The organism is Paenibacillus filicis, assembly GCF_038070315.1.
Lineage (GTDB): Bacteria > Bacillota > Bacilli > Paenibacillales > NBRC-103111 > Paenibacillus_G > Paenibacillus_G filicis.
Genome location: NZ_JBBPCC010000003.1, coordinates 227254 through 242290, shown reverse-complemented (window position 1 = coordinate 242290; position 15037 = coordinate 227254). Strand labels below are relative to the sequence as shown.

13 protein-coding genes are annotated in these 15037 nt (G+C 56.3%); 9 read left to right on the top strand and 4 right to left on the bottom strand.

The window, feature by feature from the left end; translation table 11 throughout:
• Window positions 1-113 precede the first annotated feature (113 nt).
• The 6 genes from WMW72_RS07475 to WMW72_RS07450 all read left to right on the top strand — a co-directional run bounded on the left by WMW72_RS07475 (window position 114) and on the right by WMW72_RS07450 (window position 5780).
• Window positions 114-1355 carry an S-layer homology domain-containing protein gene (locus WMW72_RS07475; protein WP_341414806.1) on the top strand — a complete coding sequence of 414 codons (1242 nt, stop codon included), beginning with the start codon at window positions 114-116 and terminating at the stop codon, window positions 1353-1355.
• A gap of 150 nt (window positions 1356-1505) precedes the next feature.
• Window positions 1506-2759 (top strand): threonine ammonia-lyase IlvA, encoded by a 1254-nt coding sequence (gene ilvA / locus WMW72_RS07470; protein ID WP_341414805.1) that lies wholly within the window; start codon window positions 1506-1508, stop codon window positions 2757-2759.
• A 76-nt stretch (window positions 2760-2835) separates the two neighbouring features.
• On the top strand, window positions 2836-3003 hold the full coding sequence (locus WMW72_RS07465; RefSeq protein WP_341414804.1) for a hypothetical protein: 168 nt from the start codon (window positions 2836-2838) through the stop codon (window positions 3001-3003).
• A 246-nt stretch (window positions 3004-3249) separates the two neighbouring features.
• On the top strand, window positions 3250-3684 hold the full coding sequence (locus WMW72_RS07460; protein ID WP_341414803.1) for an NfeD family protein: 435 nt from the start codon (window positions 3250-3252) through the stop codon (window positions 3682-3684).
• On the top strand, window positions 3685-4614 hold the full coding sequence (locus WMW72_RS07455) for an SPFH domain-containing protein (protein WP_341414802.1): 930 nt from the start codon (window positions 3685-3687) through the stop codon (window positions 4612-4614).
• 260 nt (window positions 4615-4874) lie between these two features.
• A complete protein-coding gene (locus WMW72_RS07450) occupies window positions 4875-5780 on the top strand; it encodes a LysR family transcriptional regulator (RefSeq protein ID WP_341414801.1) in 906 nt (301 codons plus the stop codon).
• 121 nt (window positions 5781-5901) lie between these two features.
• Here the strand turns inward: WMW72_RS07450 and WMW72_RS07445 are convergent, their stop codons facing one another.
• From WMW72_RS07445 to WMW72_RS07430, 4 genes are read right to left on the bottom strand one after another with little or no spacing between them, the layout of a single operon-like run.
• Window positions 5902-6657, bottom strand: coding sequence for an SDR family NAD(P)-dependent oxidoreductase (locus WMW72_RS07445; protein WP_341414800.1), 756 nt, complete (start codon window positions 6655-6657; stop codon window positions 5902-5904).
• A complete protein-coding gene (locus WMW72_RS07440; protein WP_341414799.1) occupies window positions 6654-8444 on the bottom strand; it encodes a M28 family peptidase in 1791 nt (596 codons plus the stop codon). The genes WMW72_RS07445 and WMW72_RS07440 overlap by 4 nt, the downstream gene beginning before the upstream one ends.
• Window positions 8401-9645, bottom strand: coding sequence for a M20 metallopeptidase family protein (locus WMW72_RS07435; protein WP_341414798.1), 1245 nt, complete (start codon window positions 9643-9645; stop codon window positions 8401-8403). Before WMW72_RS07435 ends, WMW72_RS07440 begins: the two co-directional genes overlap by 44 nt.
• A gap of 2 nt (window positions 9646-9647) precedes the next feature.
• Complete coding sequence (locus tag WMW72_RS07430; RefSeq protein ID WP_341414797.1) at window positions 9648-11195, bottom strand: carboxypeptidase M32; 1548 nt, start codon at window positions 11193-11195, stop codon at window positions 9648-9650.
• Window positions 11196-11414: 219 nt separating this feature from the next.
• Between WMW72_RS07430 and WMW72_RS07425 the strand changes: the two genes are divergently transcribed.
• The 3 genes from WMW72_RS07425 (at window position 11415) to WMW72_RS07415 (ending at window position 15022) form a co-directional block, all read left to right on the top strand.
• The gene (locus tag WMW72_RS07425; RefSeq protein WP_341414796.1) at window positions 11415-12998 is read left to right on the top strand and encodes an ABC transporter substrate-binding protein; all 1584 of its coding nucleotides are present in this window, start codon (window positions 11415-11417) and stop codon (window positions 12996-12998) included.
• Window positions 12999-13130: 132 nt separating this feature from the next.
• A complete protein-coding gene (locus tag WMW72_RS07420; protein WP_341414909.1) occupies window positions 13131-14087 on the top strand; it encodes an ABC transporter permease in 957 nt (318 codons plus the stop codon).
• A gap of 41 nt (window positions 14088-14128) precedes the next feature.
• A complete protein-coding gene (locus WMW72_RS07415; RefSeq protein ID WP_341414795.1) occupies window positions 14129-15022 on the top strand; it encodes an ABC transporter permease in 894 nt (297 codons plus the stop codon).
• The last annotated feature ends 15 nt before the right edge of the window (window positions 15023-15037 follow it).

The window sequence follows — 15037 nt, the reverse complement described above, 5'->3', positions numbered from 1 at the left end:
CGCACCCCCACAAAAAATTTCCACCTGGCGAACGTATTCTAGTGAATCCAGAAACCCTTCGCGAAGGTTCTGAGCTTATCTTTGGACAAATATGATCAAGAGGAGCTATGAACATGAATCCTATACTTAAGAAAACGATTGTATCCGGTCTTGCGCTCGTAATGATGGTGGGCGGGTCCACTGCGGCATTTGCTTCGGACAACAAGGACAAGGGACAGGGCAATAAGAAGGACGACAAGAAATCCGAGCAGTCCCGTACATGGGCCGATGTCAAGCAAGGGCCTAAGGGCAAGCTTGAAATCAAGCTGAGCTTCGACGATCTGAAGGGCGGCGATGTGGAATGGGCGGCCCGTTATATTGCCAGTCTGGCTTCCAAGCGGGTATTCGAGGGCTATGAGGATGGTACCTTCCAGCCACGCAAGACGATTTCCCGTATTGAGGCGATCACGGCTGCGGTTCGTCTGATGGGACTGCGCGATCAGGCCGAATCGGCGGAAGCCAAGCAAGCCAACCTGAATTTTACTGACGCGAATAAAGTGAAAGATAAATACTCCTGGGCGGTAGGCTACGTCTCCGTAGCGCTGCAGAACGATCTGTTCGCCGAGACGGATGCTGCGGTGCAGCCGGATAAGGAAGCGGATCGTCTGTGGGCGACCACGCTTCTCGTGAAGGCACTCAAGCTCCAGGATGCGGCCAAGGCTAAGATGAACGCTCATCTGCCGTTCAAGGATGCGAATAAAATTCCTGCGGGCTCCGTCGGCTATGTGGCTGTAGCGCTGGAGAAAGGTCTGATCGATGGCTACGACGATAACACTTTCCGTCCGAATCAGGCGGTTTCACGTGCTGAGCTCGCTGCGCTGCTGGACCGCACAGGCAGCCAACTGCCGGACAATACTGCGTACAAGGGCACAGTAACTGGCCCTGTGGCGGGCAATCTGCTGTCTGTGAAAGCTGCCAACAATGAGCCCATCAACGTGGAGCTTGACGGCACCGCCTACATCTTCCGCAATGGCGTTCGCGTATCGCCTAGCCAGATCGTTACCGGCGACCAGGTCCTTGTCCGTACATATGGCGGCAAAGCGATCTTCGTGGAAGTGACCAAGATGGCCGGCGATAACGGGCAGACAGTAGACTTCGTTGTGAGCGGCACGCTCAATAGCTACACGCTGAATTCCCAAGGCTCGCTGGGGACGATCTCGATCAACCAGAAGCTTGAGAACGGCGGCGTGCAAACGGCCGTCTACAACGTCGCACAGAACGTATACATCTCCGGCGATGTCAGCCTGCTGACGGCCGGACGCTCCATCGAGCTGCGCGGCAAGCAGCAATCCGTGCACACCATCATCATTAAATAAATCTTAGACATAGAAGCTATATAGAGAGATAAAGGTTAGATTTGCAAACGATTGAGCACCCCTTTTCGAAAGCCGGACGGCTATCGGAAAGGGGTGTTCTACGTGTATAATAGAGAGATGACTAGAGAGACAGGCAGGAGGAGTGTTAACATGAGCGAGAACCAAGTTAGGCTGGAGGATATCATGATGGCGAGCCACGTGCTCAAGGACGTCGTGACGCACACTCCGCTGCAAAAAAACTTTATCCTATCCGAAAGATACGGCTGCCATGTGTATTTGAAACGGGAGGATCTGCAGGTTGTCCGCTCCTTCAAAATCCGCGGTGCCTACCATATGATCCGGAGCTTGTCCGATGAGCAGCTGGCTAAGGGTGTCGTGTGTGCGAGTGCAGGCAACCATGCGCAAGGCGTGGCTTATTCGTGCAAGGCCCTGCAAATTCCAGGGAAAATCTTCATGCCGACAACAACGCCCCGTCAGAAAATCTCGCAGGTCAAGCTATTCGGAGGCGAATTTGTCGAGGTGCTGTTGATGGGGGATACGTTCGACGATTCGCTGCGCGAGGCGGTAGCCAGCAGCGAGCGCGAAGGCACGACGTTTATCCATCCGTTCGATAATCCCAAGGTTGTGGCTGGACAGGGGACGGTCGGCATGGAGCTGATCACCGATATGAGGGAGCCGGTGGACTTTGTCTTTGGCGGCATCGGCGGAGGCGGGCTGATGGCCGGCGTGGGGACGTATGTGAAAAATATCAGTCCTTCCACCCGCGTGATCGGGGTCGAAGCGACCGGTGCTCCGTCGATGAGCCAGTCGCTGGAGGCAGGCGGCATCGTCACGCTCGGCGAGATCGATAAGTTCGTGGACGGGACGGCTGTTAAGCGGGTCGGCGAGCTCACCTATAGCATTACCCGCGAGGTGGTGGACGATATCGTCGTCGTGCCGGAAGGCAAAGTATGCACGACGATTCTCGAGCTGTACAACGAGAATGCGATCGTCGCCGAGCCCGCTGGCGCGCTGCCGGTGGCGGCTCTGGACTTCTACCGTGAGCAAATCGCGGGCAAGCACGTAGTGTGTATCATCAGCGGCGGCAACAACGATATCGACCGGATGCAGGAGATCAAGGAACGCTCGATGATCTACGAGGGGCTGAAGCATTACTTCATGGTGAACTTCCCGCAGCGTGCAGGCGCTCTGCGCGAGTTCCTGGAATTCGTACTCGGTCCGAATGACGACATCACGCGCTTCGAATATACGAAGAAGACGAGCAAGGAGAATGGCCCGGCACTAGTCGGCATCGAGCTCAAGAACAAGGAAGACTACGGCCCGCTGCTGGAGCGGATGAACGAGCGGGGACTGCAGTACAGCGAAATCAATAAGGATCCTTATCTGTTCAATCTGCTGATCTGAGCAAGACGGCGGGGCGAGAGCAACGTGAGAAGCGCTGGAGCTGGAGTAGTCAGGCAGTCGAAGCGGGAAGGAGGCTATGACGGTGCAGGAGAAGGAATTGCCGGTGACGGACACCATCCTCGAGGATTATGACGACGATGACGATGATGATGACCGCTGGGTTCCGGCTGGCCAGTCCGAGCAGGGCAGCGTCCATGACCGTAAGGGACGGAGAGCCCGGCGCTGCGGCATGGCCTGGTGTTAACCTGGTTTGGCGGTTAGAAGGATAGGTTCCAACAGGACGACTGATTGATCGGTCGTCTTTTTGGCGTTACCGCCAAACCCCTAAGCCGCCAATAGAAGGAATACCTGCAAGCCAGGATTAAAATCTTCTTGGCATTCAAACATAGCCGTCCTCCAGCTGACATATCTTGTTATGACGGGAAGGAAGGGCCGCCTCGCAGAGAGGGCTGGCCTGGCCTTTCGCAGGCTGGAGGGGGGATGAGCCCACATGGAGCTTTGGGCGATTTGGCTGATCGTTGCCGGCGTGCTGCTCATTGCTGAAATGCTGACGCTTACGTTCTACTTGTTATGGATCGGCATCGGAGCAGCCGTTGCCGCGGTAATCGCGCTGGTCGTGCCCGATTCGCTGATCTGGCAGGTGCTGGCCGGATGTCTGGTGGTCGTGGTGCTGACCCTGTACACCAAGCCGATCACTCGTCGCTTCCGCACGAGCGGAGAGTACAAGGATGCGGTAGATGACCTGGTGGGTAAGACGGGATTCGTACTGGAAGCGATTGTTCCCGGGAAGCCCGGCATTGTGAAGGTCGGCAATGAAACGTGGAGTGCCCATGCGGAGCAGCAGTTGTCTGACGGAGACAAGGTCATCGTCACGGCCAGAGGGAGCGCACACTTGCTTGTCCAAAAAGCTGAGGGAGATGATTGAATGGGCGTATGGGTCGTTCTTATTATCTTGCTGATTGTCATTGTATTTGCGGCGATGTCGATCAAGATCGTTCCACAGCAGCGGGTAGGGGTCGTCGAGCGCCTCGGTAAATTTAACCGGCTGCTGACTCCGGGGGTCAATGTGCTGGTGCCGGTGATCGATCATGTGCGCACGTATCATGATCTGCGCATCCAGCAGGCCAATGTGCCGCCGCAAACGGTGATCACCAAGGATAACGTACAGGTGCAGATCGATACGATCATCTTCTACCAGGTCACCGGACCGGAGCAGGCGACCTATGGCATCTCGGATTATGTGTACGGGGTGCGCAATATCAGCACGGCCACCATGCGGCAGATTATAGGCAAAATGGAGCTGGACGAGACACTGTCCGGCCGGGAAAAAATCTCCACCGATATCCGGATGGCACTGGACGAAGCGACCGAGAAATGGGGCGTCCGCATCGAGCGCGTCGAGGTCATCGACATTCAGCCGCCCAAGGACATCCAGGACGCGATGGATAAGCAGATGAAGGCCGAGCGCAGCAAGCGCGCCATCGTCCTCGAGGCAGAGGCGGCCAAGCAGGACATGATCCTGCGCGCCGAGGGCGACAAGCAGAGCAAGATTCTGAAGGCGGAGGGCGACAAGGAAGCCCGCATCCGCGAGGCGGAGGGGCTTCGCCAGGCGCAGGAGCTGGAGGCGCTCGGGGAAGCGAAGGCGATCGAGGCCGTGGCTGCCGCCGAGAAGCGGCGGATCGAGCTGCTCCGCGAGGGCGGTCTGGATGAGCAGGTGCTCACCTACCGCTCGCTGGAGGCGCTCAAGGATATTGCCGGCGGCGCCGCCAATAAGGTATTCATCCCGACCAAGGCGGTGGAGACGCTGGGCAGCATCGGCGCCATCGGCGAGATGCTGAAAGGGGAACGCAGTTAAGCGGTAATTTTTTTACAAGGTATCGCAGCTTCAGGAAGCCTGCGCCGTCATGACGACGGTGCAGGCTTTTATGTTTTGGATGCAGTTGAGATAAAAGAAGTATATCAATCTATGTATTATTTAATAAAATCCGATTGGAATACTAGATAATATTGTGCTATACTTTCATCAATTTCCACGTTATTCCACATCCTCAAGGCAGGCAGGAATGCTGCCTGTTATCAGGCTTCTCCGAACATCTAACGTCAGGAGGTTATAACTTGGAGCTGCGAACGATCAAGACTTTTCAAACCATTGTCAGACTGGGGAGCTTCCAGCAGGCCGCGGAAGTCCTGCTCTATTCCCAGCCTACGATTACGATGCACATCAAGAAGCTGGAGTCGGACCTAGGGGTCAAGCTTTTGAAAAGAGACAGCAAAAAAATCCAGTTGACCGAGGCCGGCCGCATCTTCCATCAGCGCGCAGATTTACTTCTTCGGGAGCATGAGGCTCTTAGCAGCACGTTGACGGATCTGGCTCAGGGAGAAGCCGGATTAGTTCGGATCGGGGTATCCGAGCCGACGGCCAGCAACCGGATACCCGGTATTCTGTCCTCTTTTCGGGAACGGAATCCGAAGATTCAGGTCAGTGTTCATATCGGGGATCCGAAGCGGCTTCACCGGCTTTTGGTGGATGAGATGATCGATTTTGCCGTCTGCGCTTTCCCCCAGACGACCGTAGATACCGTATTCGAGCCTCTTCTGGTTGAAGAGATGGCTCTGCTGCTTTATGATACGCATCCGCTGAGCAGCCGCAAGGAGGTGAAGCTTCAGGAGCTACGCAGTGAAAGCTTCCTGCTGACGTCTGCCAGCTGTCCGATTCGCATCTGGATTGATCTGGCGCTGACGGAGAAGCTTGGCGGGGCTTACACGGGAACTGAGATCAACAATATCAACTCACATAAATATTTTGTCCAGTCCAAGCTCGGGATCTCTATCGTACCCGTAGTCACGACTCTGCATCCCGTAGCGGGTACTCTGGTGAAGACCATCGCCGACCTGAAGGAAGGACCAGAGGTCGGCATACTGACCAAGCGGCATGCAAGCCTGGGGCTGGCCAGCGAGAAGATGATCCAGCAGATTAAAACCATGACACGGGGAACCCCGATTCGTACCAAGATGGCCTGATCCTTGATCGGGCTTTTTGGCTTGTCGTGATTCGCGTAAGACGAAGGGTCTGAGCGGACCGCCACTAAAGCCAAGGTGCGCTTGCCTTGGCTTTCTTAGGCTGCCGTGCAGGTTGCGTCCATCAACGAACCCGGGCTGTACGTCCCCCATCCACGGAAAGGGTCGTCCCGGTAATAAAGGAGGCGGCGTCCGAGCTGAGATAGAGGATAGCTTGTGGGGCGTCATCAGGCCCTGAAGTCCGCTTCAGCGGCGTATTTTCGATCATAGAGCTCGTATGCGCATCGGTCATCACGCTGACCTCGCTGCCGGGGGCATACCCTGGCACCACGGAATTGACCCGAATGGAATGGGGGGCCAGTTCCAAGGAGAATACCCGGGTCAGCATCTCAAGTCCAGCTTTGGACACATTGTAATTGCCCATACCGGGACCGGCCATGGAGGCGGCTCCGGAGCTTATATTGATGAAGGAGCCTTGAATCCCGCGGGCGATCATCAGCCTGGCAAACCCTTGAATAAGCAGAAACGGGGCTCGAAGGTTCAGATCGATCGTCGCGTTCCACTGCTCGGTGGTCTGCTCCAGCAATCTGCTGTACGGATAGATACCGGCATTGTTGATGACAATGTCAGGCGACGACCAATCGCGTTCGACGCTGTCAATCAAATCCACGGCCGACTCGGGATCGGTCAGATCGGTGACATGCTGCCAAATGTCCACTCCAGGGAGCCGTCGGGCCGTCTGTTCCAACGCTTCCGGGCGAATATCGGACAGGTAGAGAGAAGCGCCCTCGGCAGCGAACGCTCTGGCGATCCATCCCCCGAATACCCCCGCAGCCCCCGTAATAACAACCTTCTTTCCGCTGAAACGCTGCAGGCTCATCGGGGTTCTTCCTCCCGGTTAGCTTCGCCAAACAGCTCAAGACCATGACGTACGAGTGCCGTGGCCTGTTTCAGAGACGCATGCAGGGCATTGACCCGCCGAACGAGCAGCGTTCTCAGCTCATAATAAGCATCGCTCCCAACTGGAGCTGCCGCAAGCTGTCCGATTTCCTGCAGGGATGGTATCGGCGGCTGGGGAGTGGCCGGATCATGTTCGAATACGCTCCCGCACACATAGACGGCAGGCACGAGGATTTGCGATAACCGGTGCAGGATCTCGTTGATCGCAAGACGCAAGCCTCTGTGACCGACCTCCTCGGCGGCAGGTGCAGGGAGTTGCAGGCGGGACAGCTGCCCGTGGAATCGTTCCGTCAGCTCCTCAAGCAGTTGGACCTGGGCTGCCAGTCGGGAGAGATCCAGCCGTGCCTCGGCCTGCTCCTGGTAGTCCTCGATGAACCTGCGCAGCTCCCGTACGGCGGCGAGCTGGTCCAGAGGCAGCACAGGAGAGGAGAGGGCCAGATAGGCGGAGGCCAGATAGATTTTCGCGTCGCGGATCAGGTTAGCCGGATCCAGCTTGTCCAGCGTATCCTCGGTGGTGTGCCACCACCAGCCGAACCAGCCCTCCGGCTGGAAAGAAAGCCCCATAAAGGCTGAGGGGAGGCCCGCGCCCCAGAAGGACTGATCCCCAGACCGTCCGAACCGTGTACCCTCAAACGATTGTCCGGTCACGATACGGATCGCCTGTGTGGAGAGCTCGCGTGTCTGTGCCATGGTACTGCCGATTGCCAGCTGCGTCGCTCCCTTCGCTCCAACCGAATCAATGTTAAGATGCAGGACACCATGCTCATGCAAGTCGTCCCAATGCTCGTCGCTATACCAGGCCGACCCGGCATACCGGCCGTGGGAATGACCGGACCAGAAGGCAAGACGAAGGGAACGGCGCAGCAGAGGGCGCTGCTCGGCCAGGATGCGGGCCACCTCCAGCATCACGGCATTGGCCGAACCGTTGTCCATCGCTCCGTAATGCCATGAATCGATATGTCCGCTGAACAGTACGAATTTATCCGGCTCTTCTTCTCCTCTCAGCTCGGCAATCAACGTAGGGATGCGTGTCCAGCCTGTCTCCACGGCGGTACGCAGCCTGACTGGAAGAGGTTTCCCGGTAGCATCCAACTGCTCCCGCAGTCGGCTTCCCGTGGGCGCATTGACCGAAATCACGGGAATACCGGGCAAATCACGGGTCTGTCCAGGCGCAGGGCTGCCCCAGACCGAGGAAACGATCATCTCATGTGCATATTCACCCGGATTGACGAAGACGACGGCTGCCGCTCCTGCCTGCTGCAGCTTGCGCACCGTGACAGGGTTGGCAATGCCGGCCGTCAGCACGGTTCGTCCTCTAACGGCGGCAAGCTGTGGGGCATCGGCGGGTAACCCAGGGTCAAGCCCAACCAGCTCGCTGTCCATCCAATCCGTGGAGGGTGTCATGGAGTGGGTAATAGCCGCTGCCGGTACGCCATTCACCAGCAGCTCCGCTTCCTTGGGCAGGCTGATGTAGGCATCCGAGAACAGCAGCTTCGTCGAGAGGCCGAAATCTTCAAGCGTCCGGCGTACATAGTCGAAGGCGCGAAGCTCCTCTTCACTTCCCGATAGTCGAACCTCAGCAGCAATTCGCCGAGCATACGCCTCCAGCCGCTCGCCGCTGACTTCGGCAAGCAGCTCGTTCAGAGGGTGTGTCTGCTCAAGGTCAATCGGCTGCTGTCGATGGCTCGTTGGTCCGGATAGAGTCATGATGAGCGGAGCCTCCTGTCAAGAACTGCAGTGCGATTTCCGTCAGTATGGAAATTCCCGTCTCGATGGCATGTTCGTCGAAGATAAGCCGTTGGCTGTGCAAGGGCAGCCTGGATGCTTCGTTGTCATTGGCGGTGCCTAGCCTGAACATCGCGCCGGGAACGTGATCGAGATACCGGGCAAAGTCCTCTCCTCCCATCGACGGCTGCGCCAAGCGAACCACTTGCTCAGGCCCGATCACCTGTGCAGCAGCCCGGGCGATCAGCTCCGTAACCTCCGGGTCATTGTGCAGGGATGGAACGCCGTGACGGTACGTAAACTCCGCACTACCCCCTAGGCTAGAGGCGACGCCTGACACAATGCGCTCGATCGCCGAGGGCAAGGAGGCTCGCGTAGCGGGGTCGTGGCTGCGAACCGAGCCTCCGAGGTCGACATAGGCGGGTATGACATTGCCGGCTGTCGGTTGGCTGTTCAACTGCGTCACGGAAATGACAACGGGGTCCAGCGGCGATATATTGCGTGAGACGATCGTCTGGAGCGCCTGAATAACGGCGGCGGCGATGACGACCGCGTCTACGCTTTTGTGCGGGTAGGCGGCGTGACCGCCCTTCCCGTGCAGGCGGACCGAGAAACCGTCGCTGGCGGCCAGCAGGGTGCCTGACTTGACGCCGATTGTGCCAGCCGGCAGGTCGGGCCAGCAGTGCAGCGCTGCGATGGCATCTACCTGCGGATTATGCAGCACGCCGGCATCGATCAGTTGACGCGCACCCTTCCCGGTTTCCTCGGCTGGCTGAAAAATAAACTTTATGCTGCCCTGTATCGAAGACTTCTGCTCGCTCAGAGCAAGTGCGGTTCCGAGTAATATAGCGGTGTGCATATCATGGCCGCAGGCATGCATGACCCCGCTGTGGAGCGAGGCAAAGGGGAGCCCGCTCTTCTCTTCAAGCGGAAGAGCATCCATATCGGCCCTCAAGGCGAAGACCCGTCCGGGCCGGGAGCCGTGGAGCAGGCCGACGACGCCGGTCGTTCCGCCGATCTGCTCCTGCACGTCAAGACCAGCCTCGCGCAAGACCTTGGCGACAAGCGCCGAGGTTTCAAACTCCTGCGAGCTGAGCTCCGGGTGCTGGTGGAGCTGGCGGCGGATGCGCACCGTTTCTTCTGTAATGCGGGTCAGTGACTGTACATTGGTTGCCGTCATCATTCTCACTCTCCATTGATCGCAGGTTGACTTGATGGTTGCAGCTCATACAGGTCTTCGTATTTCCGGGTCAAATAGGACAGGAGCGGCCGGGTATCGATTTCGCCACCGGTAATATCGCGAAGCAGCTCGTATTCAGACTTGCTGCTGCCATATTGATGGACATGGCTCCGCAGCCAGTCGAGAATGACATCGTTGCGCCCTTCGGCTACAAGACGATCGAAATCTGGCTTGTCCTTGACCAATTGTCCATGAAGCTGGCCGGCGAAGATAAAGCCTAGCGAATAGGTAGCAAAGTGGCCGAAGCCGCTTATCCAGTGACCATCCTGCAGAACGCCCTCGCGGTCGTTAGCCGGCCGGATGCCGAGGTATTCCTCGTACTTGTCATTCCATCGCTCAGGAAGCTCGTCTACTGAGATGCTGCCTTCCAGCAGCGCTTTCTCCAGCTCGTAGCGGATAATAATATGAAGATTATAGGTGAGATCGTCAGCTTCATAACGAATCAGGGATGGACGGACCTCGTTGAGTGCAAAGAAGAAATCATCCAGCTTGACCCCCGCGAAGGCTTCAGGAAATAACGACTGCGCCAGCCCGTAATTCTGCTCCCAAAAACCGCGGTGACGCCCGATAAATTTCTCCCAGAAGATCGATTGCGATTCATGAATTCCGTACGAAGTAAAGATGCCGAGCCCCGTATCGACAAGCTGTGGATGGATATTCTGGGTGTATATCGAATGACCGGCTTCATGCAGAGCCAGCAGAGCGGATACGCGTACATCCCGTTTGTAGATGGTAGCTACGCGGGCATCTCCTGGACTGATCGCGGAGCTGAAGGGGTGGAGCGTTTCCCCGAATTTGCCGGCATCAAAGTCATAGCCGATGACCTGGATGAGCCGGGTCGCTAGCTCTCGCTGCTGCTCATACGGAAACTCCCGTGCGAAGATGGATCGGTCAGGCTGCTTCGAAGCCCTGCTGATTCGTTGGATCAGAGGCAGCAGCCCTGATTTGAGTTCAGAGAATACCTGATCCAGCGTGGCTGTATCCACATCGGGGTCGAATTGCTTGATCTGGGCGTCATAAGGGTGATCCTGGTAACCCCAATACGCTGAAAATTTACGGTGATAATCGAATACTCGCTCCAGATAAGGCTTTACGAGAGCGAAATTGCTTGTTTTCTTGGCCTCAGCCAGCACGACAGAGGTTTGGGATTGCTCATTGGCAAACGCCTGAAATTCCTTAATCGGGATGGAATTTGCAAGCTGGAAGCTTCTCAGATGATAGGCTGCGATGCGGCTGACCAAAGGGTCTTCAGAAGTTTTTTCGCTCAGCGCATGCAGCAGCCTGCCGAATTCCGGATCGCGCTGCAGCAGGAACAGCTCGTGCTTGATCGTGGATCTTACACGGGCCCCCTGGACCAAACCCTTGGACGGGGCACCTGTACGGGAGTCCCAGGTGAGAAGCGTCAAGCTTTGTTTGAAATGCTCAATCCGGCGAATATGGCTGGCAAGGGCGGGGTCCAGCCTGTCCAGCAGCGATACTTCCAATAATGACATGGGCGATGGACTTCCTTTCTATTTCAAAGTATATAATTCCGATCAGAATTAAAGATATAATACCACGGCCTCTTGGCGAAAACACGATACAATTTCTGATGCTACAGTTTACTTTTTCGAAATTTACAAAGTGCGGGGTGACCGATAGAATGACCTTATACTAAGTATTCCGCTTGGTTTAATAAATTTTCTATACTCTAAATAGGGGAGAGGTTCATATTGAACAGACGGACCCAATGGATGACCCTCGCTGTGACGGTACTGCTTCTGCTGGCTGGCTGCGGCGAAGGTGCTCAGTCAGAGAAAGGGAAGGGGGCGGAGAGCTCTGGGGCAAGCGAGGCAAAGCCCAAGGGAGGCACGCTGAATGTGGGTTATCCGACCCAACCGATTACCCTGGATGCCCAAACCTCGCAGAATACGGCAGTCAAGGATATTACCCGGCCGATCTACGAGCCGCTGGTGACGCTTGACAAGGATGCCAAGGCGGTGCCTTTGCTGGCCGATTCTTATCAGGTGAGCGAGGACAAGCTGACGTACTCGTTCATCCTGCGCAAAGGCGTCAAGTTTCATAATGGCAAGGAGCTGAAGGCGGAGGATGCAGTCGCTTCGTTGAACCGCTGGCTGAATAGGGCCAATATCGCCAAGACCAATCTGGGTGGAGCTGCTGCTTCGCAGAAGGACGACTATACGCTGGAGCTGAAGCTGAAGACGCCGTTCCTGCTTACCCCGGATATCTTGGCCGACCCGGCACAGCCGGCGGTCATCTATCCGAAGACATCTATTGACGAGGCCGGAAGCGGCGAGATTAAAACCTTCGTCGGAACCGGTCCGTTCGAGCTTGGAGAATGGAAGCAGAATCAGTACATCCGTTTGAATAAGTTCAAGGATTACGCGGCTCGATCGGAGCCGGCCAGCGGCGCCGGGGGGAAGCGCGAAGCCTTGGTGGATGAGATCTACTTCCGCTTCGTAACTGACGAGTCGACCCGCCTGGCGGGCATTGCGTCTGGTGAATACGATCTGGCCTTCAACATCTCGTTCGATAACGTGGCGCAGGTCGAGAACACCCCAGGGATTAAGGCTTTCCCGACGCATGGAGGTATTATAAACCTTTACTACAATACCGTTGACGGATTGTTCAAGGATCCCAAGGCTCGTCAAGGCTTGAATGCGGCGCTGAATTCGGAGGAAATTCTGAAAACGGCCTTCCGCGACAAGCGCTTCTACACCGCAACTTCCTCCCTGGTGCTTCCTCAGCACACGGACTGGGCCAGCGACAAGGGCAAGGAAGCTTACAATCAGAACAACCCCGAGAAGGCCAAGCAGCTTCTGAAGGAGGCCGGCTATGACGGCAAGGAGCTGCGTATCTTCACAACCCGTGATTATGCCGACCAATATAATGTTGCGGTTGTGGTGCAGCAGCAGTTGGAGAAGATCGGCATTAAGGTGAAGCTGGAGGTGTATGATTGGGCGACTCTCCAAACCAAGCTGACCGATACTAAAAGCTGGGATATTAACCCGTTGAATTATGCCTACCGTCCGACTTTCCTGCAGTACGGATTCTGGGGTGGAACCTCCGGCTTTCCGCGAAACGACCAGGTACAGCAGCTGTTCGACAAGATCAAGCTGGCCTCCTCCACTAAGGACATCCGCGCCGAGGTTGATCAGGTGCATGAGTTTGTATGGAGCTATCTGCCATTCTCGATTATCGGGCAGACCGAGCAGATTACCGCGATATCGGATAAAGTGAAGGGCTTCCAGAATGTGGTAGGTCCGATCTTCTGGAATATCAGCGTGACCCGGTAAGGCGAAATATAGAAGCATCCGGCCTGTTTGTTGGGCCGGCAAGCGAAGGATTCGTCCCGCTTCCGTTCTTGTGTGCTAGACAGGAGAAGCGGGAGTGTGCGGGGTGAGCATCCCTGAATGGAGGTTGAAGGAATGGGCGGTTACATCGTCCGCCGTCTGCTGTCGCTAATTCCGGTGCTGGCGGTGGTCGCCATCATTATTTTTTTTCTCGTACATCTGACCCCAGGCAATCCTGCTGCCGTCATGCTGGGCAATGAAGCGACTGCGGGAGAAGTTGAGGAGCTGCGCAAGCGTCTTGCGCTGGATCGTCCGCTATACGAGCAATTCGGCCAATGGCTGCTGGGCATACTGAGCGGCAATCTTGGGCAGTCCTACTTTCTGCACGTTCCGGTATCCAGCGCCTTTGTCGAGCATCTGGCTCCGACACTGTCACTTGCGCTGCTCTCTCAGACTATTGCGATTGGACTGGCCTTGTTTCTTGGCATCTGGGCTGCCCGAAGAAGAGGAACTCGTGTGGATGAAGCCGTTATGGGCTTCTCGATGCTAGGCATCTCGATCCCGAGCTTCCTGCTCGGGTCGCTGGCGGTCCTGTTATTCGCCGTCAAGCTGAAATGGCTGCCGGTTGCGGGTTACCAGCCGATCTCGGCGGGTTTGTGGAACCATCTGAAGTACTTGCTGCTGCCCTCGCTGGTGCTGGGTGTCATTCAGGCGGCCTTCCTGACGCGAATGACCCGCTCTTCCCTGCTGGATACGCTAAGCGAGAATTTTATTAAAACCGCCAAGGCTAAGGGTGTCAGAGAGCGCGGAATCGTGTACGGCCATGCGCTGCGCAACGCGTTCATCCCGATATTGACGGTGATCGGAGAATCCTTCGGGTCGCTGATTACCGGCGCTGCCGTTATCGAGACGCTGTTCAATATTCCAGGGGTGGGACAACTCGTCGTCACATCCATCAGCCGAAGGGATTATGCGATGATCCAGGGCTCGGTGCTGATCATTACGTTAGTCTACGTACTGGTTAATCTGGCGGTCGATCTGCTGTACGGCGTGGTGGACCCCCGGATACGTTTGAACAAGAAGAGCTCCTAGGCGGAATCATGTAATCATCAAAAACAAAGGAATGAGATAAGATGAACACCGTAGCTGAGAGTGCGCTCCCCCTCAGGACTTACCGCCAGGAACGGCGCCGGGTGCTGCTCCGGAAATGGCTGGACAACCGGTTGTTGACGACCGGATCGGGTATTATAGCGCTGGTGGTTGCCATTGCCTTTCTCGGACCTGTGCTGGTTCCGTATACGCCGCTCGAGATGGATGCGGTCAATCGTCTGACCGGGCCGAGCTGGACGCATCTATTCGGTACGGATAATTTCGGTCGAGATGTTTTCTCACGTGTCGTCTACGGTACGCGCTCCTCGATTATTATCAGCTTGTCCGTCACGGTGATTGCCTCCCTGATCGGCATGCTCGTCGGACTGCTGTCGGCTTATTACGCGCTGCTGGATCATATTCTGATGCGGATCTGCGATGGCCTGTTCGCATTTCCGTCCATTCTGCTCGCCATTGCGATCATGTCCACGCTCGGGCCTAAAACCAGTAATGTGGTCATCGCGCTGAGCATCATCTTCATCCCGTCGATCGCTCGTATCATTCGCTCCGCCGCCCTGGTCGTGAGGGAGAAAACGTTCATTGAAGCGCTACACGCGCAAGGGGCGGGGCCTTGGCGAATCATCTGGCTTCATATTGCGCCGAACACGCTATCTCCGCTTATTATTCAGGCTTCCTTCGTGTTTGCCGTGACGATATTGACGGAGGCGGCGCTTAGCTTTCTCGGAGCTGGCATTCCTGCTCCCCAGCCGAGCCTTGGCAATATATTGTATGACGGCAAGATTGTTATTTACAGCGCCTGGTGGATGACGGTGTTTCCCGGCATTCTGGTCATTCTGATTGTGCTCGGTCTGAATTTGTTCGGCGATGGGCTGAGAGATTTACTGGACCCGAAGTTAACGAGCGGCCGGGGCAAATAAGCTGTACCCGATGTG